This is a genomic window from Membranihabitans maritimus (assembly GCF_021729145.1).
GTDB lineage: Bacteria > Bacteroidota > Bacteroidia > Chitinophagales > Saprospiraceae > Membranihabitans > Membranihabitans maritimus.
Window position 1 is genome coordinate 176,488 of sequence record NZ_JAJSLW010000009.1, and the last position, 20,902, is coordinate 197,389.

The 20,902-nt window shown below is 37.1% G+C and carries 22 protein-coding genes and 2 pseudogenes; 7 read left to right on the top strand and 17 right to left on the bottom strand.

Annotated features, from left to right (window positions below; genetic code table 11):
* The first annotated feature begins 51 nt into the window (after window positions 1-51).
* The 3 genes from LVD47_RS12665 (at window position 52) to LVD47_RS12670 (ending at window position 823) form a co-directional block, all read left to right on the top strand.
* Window positions 52-417 carry a reverse transcriptase family protein gene (locus LVD47_RS12665; protein WP_236976647.1) on the top strand — a complete coding sequence of 122 codons (366 nt, stop codon included), beginning with the start codon at window positions 52-54 and terminating at the stop codon, window positions 415-417.
* Window positions 414-536 carry a group II intron maturase-specific domain-containing protein gene (locus LVD47_RS24080; RefSeq protein ID WP_369427790.1) on the top strand — a complete coding sequence of 41 codons (123 nt, stop codon included), beginning with the start codon at window positions 414-416 and terminating at the stop codon, window positions 534-536. The genes LVD47_RS12665 and LVD47_RS24080 overlap by 4 nt, the downstream gene beginning before the upstream one ends.
* Window positions 537-619: 83 nt before the next feature.
* The gene (locus LVD47_RS12670) at window positions 620-823 is read left to right on the top strand and encodes a hypothetical protein (RefSeq protein WP_236976649.1); all 204 of its coding nucleotides are present in this window, start codon (window positions 620-622) and stop codon (window positions 821-823) included.
* 285 nt (window positions 824-1,108) lie between these two features.
* Here the strand turns inward: LVD47_RS12670 and LVD47_RS12675 are convergent, their stop codons facing one another.
* The 3 genes from LVD47_RS12675 to LVD47_RS12685 form a co-directional block, all read right to left on the bottom strand.
* A complete protein-coding gene (locus LVD47_RS12675) occupies window positions 1,109-1,945 on the bottom strand; it encodes a GNAT family N-acetyltransferase (protein WP_236976651.1) in 837 nt (278 codons plus the stop codon).
* Window positions 1,946-2,082: 137 nt separating this feature from the next.
* Window positions 2,083-2,400 carry a hypothetical protein gene (locus LVD47_RS12680; protein ID WP_236976653.1) on the bottom strand — a complete coding sequence of 106 codons (318 nt, stop codon included), beginning with the start codon at window positions 2,398-2,400 and terminating at the stop codon, window positions 2,083-2,085.
* Window positions 2,401-2,424: 24 nt separating this feature from the next.
* Window positions 2,425-3,216: an SDR family oxidoreductase gene (locus LVD47_RS12685; protein ID WP_236976655.1), complete on the bottom strand. Its 792-nt coding sequence runs from the start codon at window positions 3,214-3,216 to the stop codon at window positions 2,425-2,427.
* Between the two features lie 126 nt (window positions 3,217-3,342).
* On the opposite strand from LVD47_RS12685, the gene LVD47_RS12690 reads away from it, so the two are divergent.
* On the top strand, window positions 3,343-3,705 hold the full coding sequence (locus LVD47_RS12690; protein ID WP_236976657.1) for a winged helix-turn-helix transcriptional regulator: 363 nt from the start codon (window positions 3,343-3,345) through the stop codon (window positions 3,703-3,705).
* Between the two features lie 97 nt (window positions 3,706-3,802).
* Here LVD47_RS12690 and LVD47_RS12695 read toward each other — a convergent pair whose 3' ends face one another.
* Window positions 3,803-4,666, bottom strand: coding sequence for an alpha/beta fold hydrolase (locus LVD47_RS12695; protein WP_236976659.1), 864 nt, complete (start codon window positions 4,664-4,666; stop codon window positions 3,803-3,805).
* A 274-nt stretch (window positions 4,667-4,940) separates the two neighbouring features.
* On the opposite strand from LVD47_RS12695, the gene LVD47_RS12700 reads away from it, so the two are divergent.
* On the top strand, window positions 4,941-5,801 hold the full coding sequence (locus LVD47_RS12700; protein ID WP_369427793.1) for a tyrosine-type recombinase/integrase: 861 nt from the start codon (window positions 4,941-4,943) through the stop codon (window positions 5,799-5,801).
* Window positions 5,798-6,923 (top strand): annotated as a pseudogene (locus tag LVD47_RS12705) (IS91 family transposase). Before LVD47_RS12700 ends, LVD47_RS12705 begins: the two are co-directional and overlap by 4 nt.
* Window positions 6,924-7,215: 292 nt before the next feature.
* Here the strand turns inward: LVD47_RS12705 and LVD47_RS12710 are convergent.
* The 11 genes and pseudogenes from LVD47_RS12710 to LVD47_RS12755 all read right to left on the bottom strand — a co-directional run bounded on the left by LVD47_RS12710 (window position 7,216) and on the right by LVD47_RS12755 (window position 16,264).
* The gene (locus LVD47_RS12710) at window positions 7,216-7,674 is read right to left on the bottom strand and encodes an SRPBCC domain-containing protein (RefSeq protein ID WP_236976662.1); all 459 of its coding nucleotides are present in this window, start codon (window positions 7,672-7,674) and stop codon (window positions 7,216-7,218) included.
* A 341-nt stretch (window positions 7,675-8,015) separates the two neighbouring features.
* On the bottom strand, window positions 8,016-8,504 hold the full coding sequence (locus tag LVD47_RS12715) for a (R)-mandelonitrile lyase (protein ID WP_236976664.1): 489 nt from the start codon (window positions 8,502-8,504) through the stop codon (window positions 8,016-8,018).
* Between the two features lie 11 nt (window positions 8,505-8,515).
* Complete coding sequence (locus LVD47_RS12720; RefSeq protein ID WP_236976666.1) at window positions 8,516-9,571, bottom strand: alpha/beta hydrolase; 1,056 nt, start codon at window positions 9,569-9,571, stop codon at window positions 8,516-8,518.
* 15 nt (window positions 9,572-9,586) lie between these two features.
* Window positions 9,587-9,946 (bottom strand): nuclear transport factor 2 family protein, encoded by a 360-nt coding sequence (locus tag LVD47_RS24090; protein ID WP_369427794.1) that lies wholly within the window; start codon window positions 9,944-9,946, stop codon window positions 9,587-9,589.
* 24 nt (window positions 9,947-9,970) lie between these two features.
* Window positions 9,971-11,029 (bottom strand): annotated as a pseudogene (locus LVD47_RS12725) (alpha/beta hydrolase); the annotation flags it as partial.
* A 96-nt stretch (window positions 11,030-11,125) separates the two neighbouring features.
* On the bottom strand, window positions 11,126-11,848 hold the full coding sequence (locus LVD47_RS12730; RefSeq protein ID WP_236976676.1) for a carboxymuconolactone decarboxylase family protein: 723 nt from the start codon (window positions 11,846-11,848) through the stop codon (window positions 11,126-11,128).
* 10 nt (window positions 11,849-11,858) lie between these two features.
* Window positions 11,859-12,611 (bottom strand): SDR family oxidoreductase, encoded by a 753-nt coding sequence (locus LVD47_RS12735; RefSeq protein WP_369427795.1) that lies wholly within the window; start codon window positions 12,609-12,611, stop codon window positions 11,859-11,861.
* 26 nt (window positions 12,612-12,637) lie between these two features.
* Entirely contained in the window at window positions 12,638-13,252 is a 615-nt protein-coding gene (locus tag LVD47_RS12740) for a flavodoxin family protein (RefSeq protein ID WP_236976680.1), read from the bottom strand.
* Window positions 13,253-13,254: 2 nt separating this feature from the next.
* Entirely contained in the window at window positions 13,255-14,238 is a 984-nt protein-coding gene (locus LVD47_RS12745; RefSeq protein WP_369427797.1) for an aldo/keto reductase, read from the bottom strand.
* An 11-nt stretch (window positions 14,239-14,249) separates the two neighbouring features.
* The gene (locus tag LVD47_RS12750) at window positions 14,250-15,398 is read right to left on the bottom strand and encodes an aldo/keto reductase (RefSeq protein ID WP_236976684.1); all 1,149 of its coding nucleotides are present in this window, start codon (window positions 15,396-15,398) and stop codon (window positions 14,250-14,252) included.
* A 20-nt stretch (window positions 15,399-15,418) separates the two neighbouring features.
* On the bottom strand, window positions 15,419-16,264 hold the full coding sequence (locus tag LVD47_RS12755) for an aldo/keto reductase (protein ID WP_236976952.1): 846 nt from the start codon (window positions 16,262-16,264) through the stop codon (window positions 15,419-15,421).
* A 162-nt stretch (window positions 16,265-16,426) separates the two neighbouring features.
* Between LVD47_RS12755 and LVD47_RS12760 the strand changes: the two genes are divergently transcribed.
* Window positions 16,427-17,317: a helix-turn-helix domain-containing protein gene (locus LVD47_RS12760; protein ID WP_236976686.1), complete on the top strand. Its 891-nt coding sequence runs from the start codon at window positions 16,427-16,429 to the stop codon at window positions 17,315-17,317.
* 556 nt (window positions 17,318-17,873) lie between these two features.
* Here the strand turns inward: LVD47_RS12760 and LVD47_RS12765 are convergent.
* Both LVD47_RS12765 and LVD47_RS12770 read right to left on the bottom strand, forming a co-directional pair.
* The gene (locus LVD47_RS12765; RefSeq protein ID WP_166143261.1) at window positions 17,874-18,668 is read right to left on the bottom strand and encodes a cation diffusion facilitator family transporter; all 795 of its coding nucleotides are present in this window, start codon (window positions 18,666-18,668) and stop codon (window positions 17,874-17,876) included.
* A 4-nt stretch (window positions 18,669-18,672) separates the two neighbouring features.
* Window positions 18,673-20,844 (bottom strand): TonB-dependent receptor, encoded by a 2,172-nt coding sequence (locus LVD47_RS12770; RefSeq protein WP_166143260.1) that lies wholly within the window; start codon window positions 20,842-20,844, stop codon window positions 18,673-18,675.
* Window positions 20,845-20,902: the final 58 nt, after the last annotated feature.

Below are 20,902 nucleotides of genomic sequence, written 5' to 3' on the forward strand. Positions count from 1 at the left end.
TGTGTGTGCCTTGAATGATAAATATAGTTCTTTTATAAGAATGTCCCAATCTTGCTCACCGAGCTTGATAAATTACTTGAAAGTAGAAACCTACGTTATGTAAGATATGCCGATGATTTTAGTGAATATGTAAAAAGTAAGAAAGCTGCAAAACGAGTAGGGAATAATCTCTACTTGTATTTAATGCAAAAACTTCGATTACCTATCAATCGAGAGAAGAGTGTTATTCGTCGTCCTCTAACTTTTAGTTTACTAGGACATTCCTTTGCATCATCCTATAAAAAGGGGGCAGAAGGGAAATATCAATTGGTAGTAGAAAAGTCTAAATGGAAAACCTTTAACGCAAAGCTTAAAATGTTAACCAAAGAGACTATACCTATTGACTTTGATGGACGAATGCACCGCATCAATTATTGATTCGAGGGTGGATAGATTACTACAAACAAGCATCCATTCAAGCCAAACTTAAAAAGTTGGAAGAATGGCTAAGAAATCGATTGCGATATTGTATATGGCATCATTGGATGACTGAATGATTCCTTAGTATGAAAGTCCAGGGGACATTCAAGTGAAGGAACCGCGAAGCGGTGGGAGGGGGAAAAGGAAGAATCTAATTCGATTGGGATTAGACCAAGATAGGGCATATGCATGGAGTAGGACGAGAATGGGCGGATGGCGCATAGCGCAAAGCCCCATTCTAGTAACAACTGTTACCATAGAACGATTAAAAGCAAGGATATATTTATCCATGGTAGAATATTACCAACAAGTCAGGTCAATTCCGATAGCTATCGGAAGAACCGCCGTATACGGCCTGTTCTGATATTTATCGTCGGGAAGGTCCGTATCCCGAAAGTTTTCGCATACGGACGAAGAAGGAATTAACATATATTTTATTTAACACTTTATAAGTATTTATACTCAATCAATAAGTGCCCACCTTAGGTCGGTAAACCTTCCACTAGTTTGTTTTGACATTCTGCTAAACCTCTGTTCTTAGCAATTATTGGATGGTAAGTGCGCCGCAAGGGATGCCTGTGGCAAGAGGCGTATTCCACTCAATTATGGGCGGAGCCGTCTACTCGACTGGCAGCTGTTTTTTGTTTTTTCATCCGCAATACCCACTTCCATACGAATAAATATTGCTTGGAATCCATTTGTTTTCTTTGCCTAAAATCATTCTTGAACTTTTTTCCCCTTTCCACAATCCCATATTCTCCAATTGTTCTATTCCGATTTGATTTTCAACAGGCAATAACGTTCTTTTTCCTTTCTTAGAATGTTTCAGTTTAATTAATTCAATTCCCGCTTGCTTATCTTTGGATATAATCAAACCTCTTCCAAATTCAGGCAGATAAAACCCCAATAATTCATTTTGGTCATTGAAGTAACCGACCCCATTGGTATAAAATTTTTGAATCAAATGAATCCTGTCTTCCGAATTTGTATCTAAGTCTAATTTAGATACGCTTTCTAAATCGGATAATTCTAATTTTCTTACTGAATTAGGGAAACTGAGTTCATTGTCAACCTTTGATTCAAAGCTTAGATATTCAGTCATCTTTTTAAATCCAAGTTTCCTATAGACTGCCTCTCCAAGTTCAGTTGCTATTAATAGTTGTGTCTCACATCCTTTGTTTTCTAAAAAATCAACAAGAAATTTTGTCATCAGATATCCAAATCCTTTCCCTCTACAGTCTTTGTCCACCATAATGTTTCCAAGCCACCCAATTTTACCTTTTAAGAAAACATTTCCTGTCCCTACAATTTTGTTGTCATGAACTTGGGTAAAAGCATAAAAAAAGTCCTCCTTAATAAAGTCCCTGATAAGAGCTTCATAGTCAAATTTCCATTCAGAAGGAGGAAGGTTGTTTAATCCTTCAATGTCTGAGTATCTTATCTCTCTTATCATCTCGTTTCTGTCGTTTTTTTTAATTGCTGCCAACGGACAAGTATAAGAGCAGTAGTGGATTAAAAGGTACTGTTTTCGGATCGAAATATACTTAATTAAAAATAAAATCGGTTCAACTTTACAATTAAACCGCTATTGCTCTTATACATTGTTAGCTGCTGCCCTTTTTATCAGCTAGTTATTCTTAATGATTGAATAAGTTCGGTTTTTAAATTTAAATAATAAGATAGAATAACAGGACTTCCCGGAAAATTGCCCGAAATTTCAGCTTTAAGAATTTTTGCTGTTTCTGAATATTCAAGTGGTTTCATTGTTATTTGGTATTCCTTATTGACTTTTTCAATCCAACTTTTGATTTCCTTTTTTCCGTTATATGTTTTTCCTTCGTCAACAACTACTGCTGTTTCAGTAAAACAATTGGCATAAGCTGTACTATCAAAATTGTCTTGTGCTTTCACTAAATCTGTTATTACTTTTGGTAAATTCATTTTTTTTATTTTTAGAGATTATTATTAAATAGTAGGAATGGTTCCTCCATCGATTACAAATTCTGTTCCTGTTAAATAATTTGCTCGTGGTGAAACTAAAAAGCCAATCAATTCTGCAATTTCTTCGGGTTGTGCAGGTCGCCCAAAAGGTATTCCACCTAAACTGTCCATTACACTTTTTGTTGCTTGCTCAATGGTTATGTTTGAACTTTCGGCTATTCGCTCCATCATTGCTTTTGACGAAGCGGTATTTATCCAACCTGGCGAAACAGTCAATACACGAACACCTTTTGGTGAAACCTCGTTTGATAAACTTTTACTGTAATTCAGTAAACCTGCTTTTGCGGAAGCATAGGGTAAAGTGCTGTCGTACAAAGGTAACTGTGCTTGAATAGAAGCAATATGAACGATAACGCCATTTTTCCTTTCTATCATTTGAGGTAAAAATCCACGATCAAGCCGAACTGGTGCTAGTAAATTTGTTTGTAAACTTGTTTCCCAATCTGCATCCGTTAACACAGCAAAACCTCCACCTTTTGTTTCTGAACCTCCAAGGTTATTTATAAGAATGTCAAGTTTACCATATTTTTCTAAAACTTCTTTAACTACTTTTTCTGTTCCTGCGGCTTTACTTAAATCTGCTGAAATAAAATGTAGATTTTGGTTTTCTTTTTCGGGTTCATTTCTTGCCGTTATAATGACGTTTGTACCTGCTTGTGAAAGTCTTTCTGCTATTGCTTTTCCTGTACCTTTTGTGCCTCCTGTTACCAGGGCTATTTTACCCGATAACTCATTATTGAAGTTAATTTGTTCCATTTGTTTAATTATTTAAGTGCAAAATTGGTACATACCAGCTGTATTTGCAAGTACGGAATATCGAATTGCATAGGGATAATTTTTTCACCTATTGTACATTATGGTACATTGAGTTAAATTTGTACTATGAAAAACAGAAAAATTCCGTTGAACTTAAATTGTGGTCTTGACCTGATTGGCGAAGTACTTTATGGTAAATGGAAAATTCGCTTGCTGTGGTTTATTAATGAAGGTCATAAACGCCCAAGCGAACTGCAACGTAAAATACCCGATGCTTCAAGACGAGTATTAAATATTCAGTTGAAGGAATTGGTACAGCACGAACTAGTTACAAAGAAAATATACCCTGTTGTTCCGCCAAAAGTTGAATATTCACTAACCGATTTTGGAAAAACCATCATTCCTGTCATTTCAGCTTTAGGAAATTGGGGGGATAAAAATGAAGAACGCTTACGAAATGTAATTATGCAAACATCTGAAAATTTATAAGTTCAATAAACCTGTCATTTGTCTATTGTCATCACGATGTTTCGTTCGGGGTGCAGCCAAAACGGTTTAACTATAAGCAATAGCGTCCCGCAGGACGCTATTGCTTATAGGTTTTGTGTGTGCTGGAGTTTCTCTTTATAAATTCTATTGTCTTTGTTATTGACTCTATTGAATCAGTTCCAATCCAAAATAAATGCCCCCATTCATTATTCAATTTTGCAATCTCTGAATTCTTAATCATTTTATTTGCGTGTAGGGCATGTTCAAATGGTACACTACTATCATTCTCACTATGAATAATCAGAGTTGGACATTTAATTTTTGAAATTACCTCATCATCGATATTTTGGTCAATGTTATTTAAAAATCCTGTTTTCGAGTTGTAGTGTCTTATTGTAGAAATCAATTCTGTAACGTCATCTTTTTTTAATTTGTGGCTTGGATTATTAGAAAACTTAGGATAAAAACTCTTTTCAATCATGTTTGGAAAAATCCGAGAAAAGAACCTCACCATTCCCCATACAATTTTTTCCATTCTGGGATTGAACATCTTTTTTGAAGTCTTATATATTTTTCCTTGCTTATCAAGCCATTCTTTTGAAATCGCAGATGCGAGAATCATCTTACTTACTCTATCTGGGTAATTGCTTGCTAATTCAATTGCCGTTAATCCGCCCGCTGAAATGCCATAAATAATTACATTGTCTATTGATAAATGGTTTGCTAATTCTATTGTTAAGTCGGCTGCTTGTTTTGGTGTTCGGTTGCCATTCAAAGGAGTTTTTCCGTATCCAGGTCGAGAAGGGATAATTAATTGAAATTTTTCTAAATCAAATCCTTTAATACAAAGTGTTTCATTGCAATTTGAATGTCCGCCATGTACAAATACTATTGGGATTCCTTTTCCGATTGAACTGTATTCAATATCTCCAAGTTTCGTATTTATTACTCCATTATTCATTTTAGTTTATTGTGCTTGTACACAACGGTCTCGGCTATGGGTAGTTGTATGGTTTGGCGGTTAACTTTGCAAGTGCTCACCAAACTGAAAATCCGCGAAGATTTTCAGAAGTAGGCGAGAACCAGCAATTACTTATAGCCATTGTTGAACTAACCCTCCTTCGTCGGGAGCTTTTTCATGTTTTGTAATATCGTTTTATTTTTGTAATTCATTAAAACTTGAGTATCATGAAATTAAAAAAAATCCTACGATTGTAGCGCAAGCGCTCAAAGAAATTACAGAATTCGGTTACCTTCACGATCAACTTAAACGATCCTTTGAACTTTCAGGTAAAGCTAAATCCACTTTTAAAAATTACATCAGGTGCCTTGCACATATGGCACTCTATCATCATTGTTGCCCTAGCACTTTAAGTGATGATCAGGTTCAGGATTATCTGAACTACTGTAAAAACCAACATCAAACGCCATCAGAAAGCTTCTTCAAACATACTATTTATGGGTTGCGATCTGCCTACAAAGTTCTAAACCTTCCGGATAAAAAAATTGCACTACCTCAAATCAAAAGACAAAACAAACTCCCCATCATTCTCAACTATGATGAAACGCGACAACTCCTCTGTGCCCCAAAATACCTCAGACATCGCATGATGCTTGCTGTTCTTTACGGTTGTGGGCTTAGGAGCTATGAACTATGTAACATCCTCCTATCCGAGGTGGATGTGGAGCGTAAAACAATCCTCATCCGTCAGCAAAAAGGTAGGTTCGATCGTTACCTCCCCCTCGGTGACCACCTCTCTAGGGGACTTGAAAAGTATATAGACATCTGTAATCCCTCAAAGTTTTTGTTTAATAGTCAGGTTAGTCCTGATAGTGATCCAAGGCCCATCACCGTAAGAACCATCCAATGGCTGATAAAAGAGTGCTGCAGTAAGGTCGATACGCACAAACATTTTACCGCACACACCCTCAGACACACTTACGCCACGCATCTCATTGAACAAGGATTGAATATCCTTACGATTCAACAATTACTTGGTCATGCCAGAATAGAAACAACGCTCATCTACCTACACGTTGCACAAAATGAGAATTCACCAAAGTACAGTCCGCTTGACAAACTTTTTAATTGGTGAGAACGATCCATACTGTTCAACAGGTTTTACAGCATTGTAAAAACGACCTTACGCAGCTTAGTTTTACCTCTTGGCATTTGCGGACATTACATGCCTTGAGAAAATGTAGAACACACGAGTTAGGCGGACATATAGATCAAAGTGATTGTTGTAGTAACCTACACATAAGCTACAATTCTTGTAGAAATATGCCAGGGACACAAAAGAGAAGAGTGGATCACTGCTAGAGAAAACGAACTCCTCCCTGTGCCTTACTTTCATGTTGTATTTACATTACCGCATGAGCTCAACCCTCTTGCTTTAAAACATCCAGGGCTGATATACAAATTTTTATTCAAAGCAGCTTGGGAGACGCTCAACCTCTTCGGCAAAAAGGAACTCAATGCTCAAATTGGTATGATAGCTGTCCTTCATACCTGGGGTCAAAATCTCAGTCTACACCCTCACCTCCATTGCATTGTTCCCGCTGGAGGAGTGTCTCAAAGTGGAAATTGGAAACACTCTAAGTATAACCGCAAATTCCTCTTCTCCGTAAAAGCTTTATCGAAGATGTTCCGCGCAAAATTGGTTCATTTATTACGTCAATCTCCCCTGTTGATTAATCCATGTACCTATGATACCCTCTTCTCCAAAAATTGGGTTGTCTATGCTAAAAAACCCTTCGGAAAACCAGAGCATGTCATTGAATATCTCGGTAGGTACTCCCATAAAGTAGCGATCTCAAACCATAGGATAATACAGGTTAATAAACATAAAAACCGAGTAAAGTTCTCTGCTAAAAACTATCGTAATGGCGCACAAAAAATAAGCATTGATCTGTCCATGCTAGATTTTATCAAAAAATTTCAGTTACATATCCTCCCTAAGGGGTTTACCCGTATTAGACATTATGGTTGTTTGAGCAGCTCTTGGAAGAAAACAAAATTACCCAGGATCCAAGCACAGCTATATGGAAAACCACTGCCATCTATACACAAAAAATCAACTCAACAACCAACAAATTTATTGAGAAAATGCCCCAAATGTAAGAAAGGTACTTTGATAACTATTGCAGAATTTAGTGGTAGAGCACCGCCTAAATCTCTAATAGTATACATTCGTTCTCAATATCCCTATTCTTAAGAATTTGCAATTTGCAATAACAAGAAACCTATGCCCAAAACCTTCGGAAACCTAACAATAATGTAAGAAAACTTCCTTAAATTCAATTCATAGATCATCAATCAGAGTAAATTTAGTCTCAGAAACTATGAATTGTATAACATCATTGTCCTGTTCTTTCAGGTTTAGCCTATAACAACTCATCAATTTCTCCATAAGTCCCTCTTCCAATGCCCAGCACCGGGTCAGTCAACAAACTATTCAGCTCTTGCCTGTCGGCAAGCCGAATACTTAGCTGTTGTGCTTAGTATTTTTATTTTTCGCAGTGCTTTTTAAAGTTGTTCAAAATGTAATCCCATCCCTGTTCTGAATTCATCATTTCCCTGTAGTTTTCTGACCCTTCTCCGTGATTTTCAAAGTTGAAATGTTCAAAGTCAATAATCGTTGAATCTCCATTTGCGACAAAACTCACTTGTAAGTCACTTGCTTTTTTTGGATTCGGAATAGGCTCTCGTTTCGGACTTATCTGCCACTTCAAACTAATCTTTTTGCTGTCTATAAACTCTGAAACTGTTCCCCAATCGCAGCGAAATCCATTTGGGCCAATTTCTGTACAAAGCCCGTTCATTCTGCCGTCAATTTTGATTTCTTTAAGTTCTCCCTGTGACCAAGTGTATTCTTTTGGCCACCATTCATTCAATTCATTTACGAACTTTTGAAAAGCTTTGTCAGATGGGATTTCAATTTTTAATCTTACAGTTATTCTTTCCATTTTGAGTTCATTTATATTAAGCACAACGTTTTGCGTGTATGTGCAGTAGCGGATTTAGAAGCACTTACCTTTCCGTTATGCACAAAGATAGTTAAAAGCGATAACTGTTGATTTTCCACTTCACCCGCTATTGCACATACACGCTGTTAGCGGCTGTGGTTCTTCATTTCGCTGTCCGTGTGCGGTTTGTGAGTCGGTAAAAAATTAAAAAAAAGGGTGGGAAAAATTTTAACCGGGTCGGGAAAAGGCAAGCTCTTTTGCAAGTTTTGGTCTGTGCGTTGGCTTGTGCGACTTGCAAATGTGCTTGACCTTGTGAGGTGGAGTTTTCGTTGTCTGTATTATTATTGAATCCGTTGATTATATTCATCATCTGTAACTGGACCTAACCAAATCGCTCCTCCAATATTTGTATTTGTCCCGATAGCAATATGTGTCATTGCTTCGGTGGGTGTAGCTCCGTGCCAATGTTCTATGTTGGGTGGGCATTTCATTACATCGCCTTTTTCAATGATTTCAATCGGCTTATCTTTTTCCTGATACAAACCTTTTCCTTCTGTTACCAAAAGTATTTGTCCACCTTTGTGATAGTGCCAATTGGTTCTTGCACCCGCTTCAAAAGTTACTGAACCTATATTTACGTTATGAATACTGTCGGTTTCTGCTAAATAATTGAGCCAAACAGATCCTGTGAAATTTTCACTCACAACCTTTTCTCCTTTTGGAAATGCAGGCTCGTTATGTAGTTTCTTTTCTTCCATTTTCTGATTGTTGTTGCAAGCTGCAAAAAACACAATTGCAAACAGCAAAATATAGTTTAAGTGATACTTCATTAGTTTGAGTTTTAAAGGTTTGTTTGATAAAAGCTTACCAATTTATTTACTGCTTGGTTTACATATTCAGGTTTCCAATAGGTTTGAATATGAGTTGCACCATCAATCAAAAACAACTCTTTATTCTTTGCATTGGTTGCTTTTATAAATGCTTCATCGGTCATATACTTTGTATCGGCTTTGCTTCCTGCTATCATCAATAAAGGTTGGTTGATTAATTCAATTTGGTCGGTTGCATCCCAAGTCATTAAATCCATTAAACTGCTTGTCGTGTAAAGAAAAGTCGAGTTTGGATGTGCGTGGGTTCTGTAATAATATTCATATCCTTCGCGATACAAATCAGTTGTGGTTTTTGCAATTTCTTCATCTGTGATGCTTGCCACACCTGAATAAAGGATTTCACCACCTTCAGCTTCTTGTTGACGAGCATCTGAAGCATTTTTTAATCGCTCCTGAATTGTTCCTATTTGCGAATTTTGAAAGCCATTACGTCTTACCAATCCCGAATTAAACATACTCAATGTTGCTACCGCCTTAAATCGTTTATCTGATTGAACTGCTTTTAGGGTATAACCACCGCCACCACAAATTCCTAAAGCACCGATACGGCTTGTATTAACTCCTGGATATTGTGAAATAAAATCTGCCATACCGTGAATATCTTCTGTACGGAATTGTGGTTTGTCTGTATGACGCGGTTCACCGCCACTTGCACCTTGGTAGGATGCATCGGCTGTAATGGTTATGTAACCTGCTTCTGCCAATTTTTGTGCATATAGTCCAGCGGTCTGCTCTTTAATACCGCCATTAGGGTGTGCAATTGTTATTGCCGGATATTTTTTTGAAGCGTCATAATTTGCCGGTGTATAAACATTGGCAGCAATATCAATTCCGTTTAGTTTGTAGGTCACAGGATAAATATTGACTTTCCCTTTTACATTTTCTATAATTGCTCCATCATAGACCAATGAAAATGGGTTTTCTTCTGCCTTTTGATGGTATTGAGCATTTGCTGTATAAACGGATATTATCGACATTGTCAGTATTATTTTTTTTATTGCATTCATCATTTTAAATTTTAATTACATCAGTTTTGAGAACGTTAAGTTGGTTAATTTCCAATCACTACCATTTTTTTGATACACTTCTGTCACCATAAACCGATTGCTTACTTCGTTGTTGCCTACTACTGCTAATAGTGTTATTTCATTCCAAACAATGGCGGTATTGCCAAATATTTCTACAGAAACATTGTGCACATCGGCTTTTTTATACCAAATACCACCACTTTTAATTACTTGTAACTCACGTTCTGTTCCCCAAGTGCCGCCCATATGAACAAATTTTGCTTTCTCGTGAAAAAGATTTGAAAGACTATCTTCATTTTTATCTGCCATCCATTGCCACTTTGCCTTTGAAAGTGTTTTAATTTCTTCTTCCATTGAAGTTTCACTATTTGAAGTTTTATCTAAACCATTTTCTGTTAACCAGTCAGCCATTAATTTTGCTATTTCTTTATTGTTTAAATCTGACATCGGGAAATGGGTATTACCTTTGATGCCTATTTCGGGTAAATGAACCACTTTTGCATCGCCACCATATTTATTGATGGTTGCTACAAATAATTTAGCCATTGCCAACCGTGGTCGCCAATTGTCCGTGCCATAAAATTCGGATGGTGTTTCAGGAATAAAATCGCCATAATAAATGATGATTGGAATTTTGGTGAGTTTTAAAAAATCTTCTTTCGAAATGCTTACAGCTTCCAATGGGCCACCCGCACTTTGCATAGTTTCAGGTGTTTCGCCTTGAGGAAACACAAATCCACTTCCGGGTTCATAAGATACTATGGCTTTGATATTTTCGTTTTTGATAGCTGTTGTCCACCCTTGGCCACCACTATGCGAATGGGTTACCAATATTCCATTTCCAATTTTATCAAACAAAGCTGAAACCGCATCAGTATTGACTTCAAAATCTATAGTTCCCAAATCTGGACTGATTTGTCTGTAAAATTGATTTAAGGTTTCAGGGCTTTTATCAAATTGTACGTTGGGCATATAATCATCACCCTTGGCAATACGAAACATTCCTAACCAATACTGTTCGTTTGGTGTTGCTGGAATTGTAGTTTCCTGTGGACTTCTTCCTCCTTGACCTCTTCGTGGTTGGTCAATTAGATAAACAGGATAGTTTTTTCTTAAAAAAATCGTTTGAAAACCTTCGCGACCATCAGCTGTAGTTTGCCAAGTTCTTGCAGTTTGACCGAAACCGTGCCAAAACACTAATGGTAATTTACGAGTATCAGCAGGTATTTGATATTGTACCGTAGCGTGATCAACGTGTAAAGTCTGTCCTTCAGTTTTAGGATTGTTGGGATTATATGTTCCTTCAGCTTCAATAACAGTACCGCCAACCGCAAAAACACCTTGTTTCTGAATGGTTAATAAACTTTTTTCATTAGTCTGTGCATTGGAAAAGCTGAATAACCCAAGAGCAAATAGGGATAATATAATTTGTTTCATTTTTCTAAATATTAAATTCATATGTCAAATTTCGAAATAATAATATGGTTATACTTATATGTATTACAGTTGCTTATACCAATATTACAGATATATCTATTCTAATTCTTTAATAATTTTTTTAGCAGATTTTATCTTCTTTCTTTTTAAATATGGCTTTAATGTTTCAACCAAATGCTCCATTTGTTTTTTGGTAAATCCTTGAATAATGCAGATTTTTAAGTGTGAACGTAACATTGGCTCAACATTACCCAAAGCGATTAATGCTGAAACAGTTGTTAGTTCTCGCTGTTGGTAATTCAATACATCGCGTTCAAAAATATCAGCAAATAGATGTTCTTTTAGAAATCTATCCATTGCAGATGAAAACCGCTGGTATTCAGGCTGTGTTTCGGGTAAAGGACTTTGTAACAATTCTTCTAAAACCGCTTTTCCTCGTTCGTACTTATCATTATTGTCATCAATAGGTGATGCTTCTTTACCCTGAATATCCCTAATTCCATTGATCTTTCTTTCGTCTAATACTTCAATAAAGACTTTAAGACCACTAATACTTTTTGGAAATCCTGTATAAGCGTATAAATGCACCAATTTTTCCTTAATCTCGTTAATAGTCAAGCCTTTGTCTAAACCTTGGGATAATCCTGTCTTTAAATTATCCCAATCACCTTTAGCGGTTAATGCTGCAATGGTAGCAATGCTTTGTTGTTTTAATGTCAAGTGTGAATTGTCTTCCATTACAGTTTGGGCATTTATGGAATGACAACATATAGTGAGCAATAGTAATAGTCCATATTGAATAATTTTTTGATTCCTCATAATTTATAGTTTATAATTCCTGACTTGTTGGACGAAATAATATTTCATTCACATCCATATCTTCAGGTTGGTTAATCATATAAGCCAATGCACGCACAAACGAATCTGCAGAGATTGCATTTTCTTTATAGTATTGCTTAATGCCTTCTGCAACATCGCCAGCTGTTACACTACTTGGTAAGGCAGTATCTACAGCTCCAGGCGAAATAACTCCTGTTCGAATATTATACGGTTTTACTTCTTGACGTAAGGCTTCAGAAATTACTCTTACCGAATACTTTGTAGCAGAATAAACCGCACCTCCAGGGCTAATGGTATGACCTGCAACAGAAGAAACGCTAATTATGTGTCCTGATTTCTGTTCTTTCATATGGGGTAATGCAGCGGCAATGCCATACAATACACCTTTTATATTTATATCAATGCATTGCTCCCAATCATCAATTTTTAGATACTCTAATGGCGAAAGCGGCATAATACCAGCATTATTGAGCAAAACATCTATTTTTCCAAATGTTTTAACAGCTGAATCAACAAGGTTTTTCACCTGTTCTTTGTCAGTAACATCAGTGGTTACCGCTATTGCTTCGCCGCCTTTATCGTTAATTGCTTTGGCAATTGCTTCAATTTTGGATGTACTTCGAGCTCCTAATGCTACTAAAGCTCCTTTTTCAGACAAATATTCTGCTGATAACTTTCCAAATCCACTACTGGCTCCGGTGATGACAATTACTTTTCCTTTTATATTTTCTTGATTGTTCATTTTTTTATTTATTAATATTCTAAATTTTATAATATTCCTATGCTTTCCAACCATTCTTTTATTTCGGTGCTCACTTCAATTAATTTTTCACCTTCCATCACAAATAAGATTCCGTCACGCTCAATACCGCCTTTGGTAGAATAGCCTTCTAAAATTGTTGAATTGGAACAAAGGTCCTCAACAGTTTGAAAACTGCTTCCTACACCGTAACCCGCATTGGTGTTAAATGGAATGACCTTTTTTCCGCTTAAATCATTATTGGTTAAGAAACTTTTCATTGGCGGTGGCATCTGCATATCCCAAGTGGGGAAACCGAGAAATATGGTTCCATAGCTATCCAAATCGTTGATTTTAGTTTTCAATTCAGGTAAAAATCCTTCTTCATTTTCACGGTCAACCTGCGCTACAATTTCTTTATAGTTTTCCGGATACGGGTTGACTAATTCTAACTCTACCAATTTACCACCTACTTGCTTTTGAATAATTTTTGCAACTGTTTCGGTGTTTTTTGTTCTGGATAGATAAACAATTAGTATATCACCTTTTGGGGTTACTTGATTATCTTTTTCTTGACCACAAGCTGAAAAACAAAGCATTTGAAATAGAGAAAAAAGGTATATAATAGGTTTTGAAAAATTCATCTTTATTTATTTACAAAATTTTTATAATTACCCGAATATCTATCGCCCACAATTTCAATCTCTTTTAAAGCAGTTTCTATATGCTGTAAATCGTTAGAAGTTAGTTCAACCGAAGTACTTCCAATATTTTCTTCCAAACGATGTATTTTAGTTGTTCCTGGAATGGGTGCGATAAACGGTTTTTGTGACAATAACCACGATAAAGCAACTTGTGCAGGTGTTGCTTGTTTTTGTTTGGCTATCTGTTTTACCAATTCAACCAAGGCTTGATTTGCTTTTCGGTTTTCTTCTGAAAAACGTGGTACGGTATTTCTAAAATCATTATCCTTAAACTTGGTGTTTTCGTCAATAGCTCCTGTTAAAAACCCTTTTCCTAATGGGCTGAAAGGCACAAATCCAATTCCTAATTCTTCCAATAATGGGATAATTTCTTTTTCAGGTTTCCGGTAAAACATTGAATATTCGCTTTGTAAAGCTGCAATGGGTTGCTCATTGTGCGCAGTTTTTATGGTATCGACTCCAGCTTCGGATAATCCCCAATGTTTTACTTTGCCTTCATTGATTAAATCTTTTATTGTTCCTGCAACGTCTTCAATTGGCACGTTTGGGTCAACTCGATGTTGGTATAATAAATCGATATAATCGGTTTGTAAATATTGTAATGAGTTTTCAACGACTTGTCTGATTCTTTTAGGCGAACTATCTAAACCAACATTGGGGTCGCCATCTTTAAAACCGAATTTTGTAGCCAATATTACTTTTTCCCTAAAGGGCTTTACTGCCTTCCCCAATAAGGTTTCATTACCACCTTTGCTGTACGCTTCAGCCGTATCAAAAAATGTAATTCCTAAATCATAAGCTTTTCTTATTAATTCAACACCCGTTTTTTCATCTGTAGCAGTTCCGTAACCAAAAGTCAAGCCCATACAGCCAAATCCTAATTCGGATACTTCTAATCCTTCATTTCCTAATATTCTTTTCTTCATCATCTTATTTGTTATTGTTTTTGCGGTGCTTCAACTTTTGAAAATTGCAGTACAAATTCTGGTAATCTTGCGCCCACAATTTCTATATTTTTTAATTCATTATTGAACTGTTGCCATTCTTCTGTAGATAATTTAATAGCATCGGCGCCAATATTTTGTTTCATATGCGCCATATTGGTAGCTCCCGGAATTGGAACAATCCAAGGTTTTTGAGCCAACAACCAAGCCAATGAAATTTGAGCTGGTGTTGCTTCTTTTTCTTTGCCCCATTTTTGAAGCAATTTTACTAATGCCATATTTTTAGGCAAGTTTTCTGGGGAAAAACGAGATTCTGTCCCTCTAAAATCTCCTTGAGCAAACCTTGTGTTTGCATCAATTGCACCAGTTAAAAAACCGACACCCAATGGACTCCAAGGCACAAAGCCAATTCCTAATTCTTCGCAAAGTGGGATAACATCGTCATCCGAACAGTGATAAAGTAAGGAATGTTCGTTTTGAATAGCTGTTATTGGGTGTTCCTTATGTGCTCGTCTTACAGTTTGAAGCCCTGGTTCTGAAAGTCCATAATGCAATACTTTTCCTTCTTGCATCAAATCTTTTATGGCGCCTACTACATCTTCAATGGGTACTTCTGGGTCAACACGGTGCTGGTACAATAAATCAATTCGGTCGGTTTGCAAACGTTTCAGCATTCCTTCCACCACTATTTTGATATGTTCGGGTTTACTGTTTAGACCTGGTAATCGTTGACCCGTTTCTTGGTCAATGTTCCACCCGAACTTTGTAGCAATCACTATATCATCACGAAAATCTTTTATGCCTTCGCCTAAAATCCGTTCTACTTCAAAAGGTCCATAGGCCTCTGCTGCATCAAAAAAAGTTACTCCATCATCATAAGCTGTGCGGATGATATTGTGCATTTCGGAACGTAAAGGAATGGTGGTTTCATACCTTCGACTCATATTTTGAACGCCGAGACCTATACTTGACACCTCTAATGATTTTCCAAGTGTTCTACGACCTGAAAGTGGTGCTAATATATTCTTGTTTGTTTTACCATTTGATGGTTCGTTAGCACACGAAGCCAACAATGTAGAAGGGGCAAATGCAGTAGCGATTGAAGCCAACCCTGCTGTTTTTAGAATATCACGACGTTTCATAGTTATTGCTTTAAAGATTATTAATGTATTTTATATTCACTTAATGATTTTACCATTACGGGATTTCGGTGGTCAAAAAACAAGCTTTCATTGGTATCTAAAGATTCTATGTTTTTCATATCTTCAGTAGAAAGTTCAAAATCAAAAATATTGAAGTTTTCCTCCATACGTTCCTTTCTAACAGACTTTGGAATTACAATGACACCACGTTGGGTTAGTGAACGAAGAATAACTTGTGCAGCTGTTTTATTGTATTTCTTACCAATACCAGTTAATACTTCATTTTGGAATATGTTGTTTTTCCCTTCTGCAAAAGGCCCCCAAGACTGAATTTGAACATTATTTTCTTGAAGAAATTTTTGCGTCTCTATTTGTTGATGGAACGGATGGGTTTCAATTTGATTGATGGCAGGTGTAAAACCACTATTAGCAATCAAATCCATTACACGGTCTGGATGGAAATTTGCCACACCAATGGCTTTAATTTTGCCCGCTTTATACAATTCTTGCATCGCTCTCCAAGAACCGAACACATCACCAAAAGGCTGATGAATGAGGTAAAGGTCTAAATAGTCAAGCTGTAATAAATCCAATGATTTTTGAAAAGCTGCTTTCGTTTTTTCATATCCTGCATCTTGCACCCACAACTTAGTTGTGATAAACAAGTCTTCTCTTGGAATGCCGCTTTTTTTGATTGCATTTCCAACAGCTTTTTCATTTCTATAAGAAGCAGCAGTATCTATTAAGCGATAACCTGTTTCAATAGCATCCACTACAGCTTTTTCAGTTTCGTTATCAGGAATTTGAAAAACACCAAATCCTAAAATTGGCATTTCTACTCCGTTGTTGAGTGTTATCTTTTTCATTTTCATTTCGTCTCTGTAAATTTATAATGCAAATGTCTCTCTTATTCTGGTCACCTTCCTTATACCAATTACGGATGGACTTACCAATATTACTGATTGGGCTAATTCGTAGTGGTTTAAAAAATGGTTTTGAGTATTTTTGTACCACTAAAACAGACTGTAATGGATTTAGATTTTAAAACTGTAAGCGATTACAATCGGTTTAATCAACACGAAACATTTCATCCATTGGTAAACGTGATTGATTTTTCAAAAGCCGATAGAAGAACGGGGAACAAAATGTATTTTGACTTGTATTGCGTGTTTTTGAAAGACGTAAAATGTGGTGATTTAAAATACGGCAAACAGACCTATGATTATCAAGAAGGTACTTTGGTATTTGTCTCGCCCGGGCAAGTGATAGACGTTTTGAATAAAACAGATGAATACCAACCAATGGGACACGGATTGGTATTTCATCCTGATTTGTTGTTGGGATCACCATTAGCAAAATTGATGGACGATTACAGTTTTTTTAATTATCAATCGAGCGAAGCCCTACATATTTCTCAAAAGGAAAAGCAAATTGTAATGGATTGTTTTGCCAAAATCAATTTCGAGTTACAACAGAATGTAGATAAGCACAGCAAAAAATTGATTACCTCGAATATTGAGCTATTTTTAAACTATTGCGACCGTTTTTACGACCGTCAATTCATTACACGAGAGCATATAAACTCTGATATTTTATCAGAATTTGAAATTTTACTCAACGATTATTTTAAATCGGACAAAGCCACAGAAATCGGCTTCCCAATGGTGCAATATTTTGCGGAGCATTTGAATTTATCATCTAATTATTTTGGAGACTTAATTAAAAAGGAGACTGGTAAGTCTGCTCAGGATTATATTCAGTCGAAAGTCATTAACGTGGCTAAAGAACGTATCCACGATGAAAGCAAGTCTATCAGTGAAATTTCGTATGAATTGGGCTTTAGCTATCCACAACACTTTACCCGATTGTTTAAACAGAAAGTCGGTGTAAGTCCGAAAGAGTATAGAAGTTTAAACTAAGTCTGATTGTCTTTATTGTGCGTGGGCTGATTGGCTCTTTTGGGTTTGCGTGTCGGGCAAACCCAAATGTGCCAATTGCGTTGGCATAAAAATTTTTCCTGTGCGGTGGGCTTTTTTTTAATTTTTTTCGTGTCGTTGGTTGTCGTGGTTGGTGTTTGTCAGATGTTTGTATGTTGATGTTTGTTGTGTTTTTTTACCATTGCCGCTAACGGCTCTGTGTATGAGCAGTAGCGGATTTCAAGGCAGTTACCTGTCCGGCTACCACCAAAGTTAATTAAATGCACCGACCTTAAATTTAGCACTTCACGCGCTATTGCTTATACACTTTGTTGGGGCATCGTGCTTTTCATTCTTTTTGTTTTCTGTCCACAGTGTCAACCGGCTCAAAGTCTTATTCTTGTCTGTTCGTACTATTGTTTTGTCTTTCTTTTTAGTCGCGCGTGGGGCATTTTTGAAAATTTCTTTTCTCGGGTTGGGCAGGCACACTCTTTGGCTGGCTTTGGTCTGCGGGTCGGCTCTGAGTGGCCAGCCAATGTGTGTGACTGATGCGTTGGCACTATTTAGAAAGTTGCATTATCCTGTACGCTCCCCTTGCTACTACAAGAAATACGATAGTCCCGATTATTAAATCCGGATAGCTTGAGTTTAACCAGTTCACCAGAAGTCCGGCCGCAATTACGCCAGTATTAATTATGATGTCATTGGAAGTAAAAATCATACTTGCCTTCATGTGTGCTTCACTGCTCTTACCCTTTTGAAGTAGAAATAAGCAAATTACATTCGCAATCAATGCGAGTATTGAGACGATTATCATAGTTTGGAAGTCAGGCATTTTTTCTTCACCAACAAAACGTCTGATGACTTCTACAAAACCTATAATAGCAAGGGTTATTTGAAAATAGCCTGCAAACCTTGCAACCTTTTTCTTTCTTGAAACTATTTTACCTACTGCTAATAGTGATAGTCCATAAACGATACTGTCCGCAAGCATGTCTAAACTGTCCGCTACCAACCCCATTGAGTTTGCAACCAATCCTGTGGTTAGTTCGATGGCAAAAAAGGAAAAGTTAATGAGTAAAACTGCCCAGAGCAGTTTCTTTTCTTTTTTGTCAGAAGGTGTATTAGGAGCCAATTCCGCTTCTTCGGAAGAAACTTGCGTTGTATTCAGGTTTAGACTTTCCAAGGCAGCCAATATAGATTGATAAGTCCCGGTGTGGTAAACTTCTAACCTTCGATTTTCAAGGTCAAAATCAAGAGACTTTATCTGGTCGTCCCCTTCCAGTTTCATTCTTATCATCTGTTCTTCACTGGGGCAGTCCATTTTCTGAATTTTAAAAACTGTTTTCTTCATGCCGTTAAAGTTTGAGTTTAATTCCTCCGTTAATAAGAAAACCATCGAGTGGTGCATAGATGTCCCTGAAAACAGGATTGGTGACCGTGCCTGTATTAATTGTGTCAAAGCGGGTTTGTCTTGCGTCAAGGAAATTTTCAAAATTCAGGTAGATGGAAAAATTCTCCCAAAGCTTTTCAGCCATAAATCCGGCAATGACATATTGCTGTCCGGTAGTTCCATCGCTCAGCTTTTGAGGACTGTAATAATATGCTTCTAACCCTATTTTCCATTTTTCTTCAACTTCATAGAATAGCACTGAATTGATGCGGTGCTTTGGAGTTAAAGGAGCTTCATTCACTGTGCCACCTTGATGCAGCCTTGCATCGGTGAATGTATAACCCAAGAACAATTTAAAGTCGTCATATGCTATCTTCATATTCGTTTCGGTTCCTCTTGTATCTATGTAGCCTTGAGTATTGACAAATTGGTATAGGCCGCTTGTCTGTAGTTCAAGTAGCAATGGATTGTCCAGATAGGTATAGAAGAAAAGTTGGTTAATGCTGAAACTGACTTCTTCGCCAATAATGGTTTTGTAATTAATGTCAAAATTTCCCCCATAGCTACGTTCAAGTTCATTGTTATTGCTGCTAATGGGCAAGACATTTTGAAACTGTATGCGCTCACTTTCTTCCGTGAAAATGGTAGGTGCCTTATAGCCAAAACCTCCACCAATACGCGAAGATAACTTTGGTGAAATTTTAAATAAAGCAGAAATTCGGGGAAGCAAGACAACACCATAATCAAAAACATAATCAGTTCTCAATCCTGTCTCAAGGTTTAGCCATTCAGTGGCTTTCCATGAAGTTTGTGCGAAAGCTCCAAGGGTGTTCAAGTTGTAATCGCGGGTTTGAAAGGTGTCCAGTTGATTTTCATCAAAATGGTCAGTCCAAAGATTTAATCCTGTAACCCATTCAAACTTTTCATTGCCACTGGCGTAACTTGCTTCTGAAAATGTGGCTAACTGTGTTCCTTCAAAATTATAATCAGGGACTGATATACTTCGATTAAAATAACTTACGCTGTTTTTAAAATTGAACAATCCGTTACCTGTCCTATGGTCTAAGCTTAATTGAGTGGAATAGCGTTGCGTATTATTTTCCTCAAAATAGCTGTGAATGTTGTCTCCCTCACCTTCAATGAATTGAATATCTCCTCCCAACCGGTCTTCCACTGTTGCATTCACTCCAAAGTTCAATTTTGTTTTTTCGCTGAAATAAAGGAACAGCTTTGGGTTCAATACATAACGCTCGTATTGTGGAATGGCAGATAAGCCTATTCCCGCAGGGTCATAAGCCCAACTTCTGTTGTGTGAAGCAAAAATGGTAGTGCCTACCTTCTCGAAACGCTTGGAATAAAATCCGTTCAGGTCAAACCCTTTCCCAGAGTTTACATCCAGGTGAAAAAGTAAATCTCTTTCCTCAGAAGGTGTTTTGGAAATCAGGTTTATTAAGCCCGCAATTGCTCCACCTCCATAAAGTGTTGATGCCGAACCCTTGATAACTTCCACCTGCTTGAGGTCGAGTGGTGGAGTTTGTAAAAGACCCAGCCCACTTGCTGCACCTGAAAAAAGCGGAAAACCGTCTTTTAGAATTTGAGTATAGCGCCCATCCAGCCCCTGAATACGAATAGAAGCATTGCCGGATGTTGCAGAAGTTACCTGAGTTTGAATGCCCGTACTTTCGCTTAAGAGCATTCGAATATCTCCGGCTTTCATATTGGCTTTTTCTCCTAATTCCTCTAAGCCAATGAATTCCATTCGGGTAGGAATTTCCTGAATAGTTCGGGTGCTTCTTGTAGAAGAAATAACAACTTCCTCTAATTCACCGGCTTTGGGGTTCAACTCAATTTGAAAAGGTTCGGTGTGTGTCAGAGGAAAACTAAAGGTGTCTGATTTGGTTTCATAACCAATGTAGCTAAAGACAATAATTTGCTTGCCATCAGGAATATTTTCAATTGACAATAAACCTTCCAGATTAGCAGTGCTGCCTTTGGTTGTTCCCTTTAAAACCGCAGTTGCCCCAATCAGTGGTTGCTGAGTTTCGCTGTCTGTTATAATTGCTTCGAAAGTGTTCTGAGCGAATACAGAACTTATATTAAATGCCGCCAATAGCAGCAAAATGCTTTTTGTTGTCATTGTTTTAAGATTGATAATGTTAAAAAATAGCTTGGCGGTGCGTAGCACCGCTTTCAGC

Coding starts and splice junctions, on each gene's coding strand:
- LVD47_RS12740 (WP_236976680.1), bottom strand. CDS start 13,252: ATGAATTTTTCAAAACCTATTATATACCTTTTTTCTCTATTTCAAATG.
- LVD47_RS12735 (WP_369427795.1), bottom strand. CDS start 12,611: ATGAACAATCAAGAAAATATAAAAGGAAAAGTAATTGTCATCACCGGA.
- LVD47_RS12685 (WP_236976655.1), bottom strand. CDS start 3,216: ATGGAACAAATTAACTTCAATAATGAGTTATCGGGTAAAATAGCCCTG.
- LVD47_RS12765 (WP_166143261.1), bottom strand. CDS start 18,668: ATGAAGAAAACAGTTTTTAAAATTCAGAAAATGGACTGCCCCAGTGAA.
- LVD47_RS12720 (WP_236976666.1), bottom strand. CDS start 9,571: ATGAATGCAATAAAAAAAATAATACTGACAATGTCGATAATATCCGTT.
- LVD47_RS12710 (WP_236976662.1), bottom strand. CDS start 7,674: ATGGAAAGAATAACTGTAAGATTAAAAATTGAAATCCCATCTGACAAA.
- LVD47_RS12755 (WP_236976952.1), bottom strand. CDS start 16,264: ATGAAAAAGATAACACTCAACAACGGAGTAGAAATGCCAATTTTAGGA.
- LVD47_RS24090 (WP_369427794.1), bottom strand. CDS start 9,946: ATGGAAGAAGAAATTAAAACACTTTCAAAGGCAAAGTGGCAATGGATG.
- LVD47_RS12680 (WP_236976653.1), bottom strand. CDS start 2,400: ATGAATTTACCAAAAGTAATAACAGATTTAGTGAAAGCACAAGACAAT.
- LVD47_RS12695 (WP_236976659.1), bottom strand. CDS start 4,666: ATGAATAATGGAGTAATAAATACGAAACTTGGAGATATTGAATACAGT.
- LVD47_RS12760 (WP_236976686.1), top strand. CDS start 16,427: ATGGATTTAGATTTTAAAACTGTAAGCGATTACAATCGGTTTAATCAA.
- LVD47_RS12690 (WP_236976657.1), top strand. CDS start 3,343: ATGAAAAACAGAAAAATTCCGTTGAACTTAAATTGTGGTCTTGACCTG.
- LVD47_RS12750 (WP_236976684.1), bottom strand. CDS start 15,398: ATGAAACGTCGTGATATTCTAAAAACAGCAGGGTTGGCTTCAATCGCT.
- LVD47_RS12730 (WP_236976676.1), bottom strand. CDS start 11,848: ATGAGGAATCAAAAAATTATTCAATATGGACTATTACTATTGCTCACT.
- LVD47_RS12715 (WP_236976664.1), bottom strand. CDS start 8,504: ATGAAGTATCACTTAAACTATATTTTGCTGTTTGCAATTGTGTTTTTT.
- LVD47_RS12770 (WP_166143260.1), bottom strand. CDS start 20,844: ATGACAACAAAAAGCATTTTGCTGCTATTGGCGGCATTTAATATAAGT.
- LVD47_RS12745 (WP_369427797.1), bottom strand. CDS start 14,238: ATGAAGAAAAGAATATTAGGAAATGAAGGATTAGAAGTATCCGAATTA.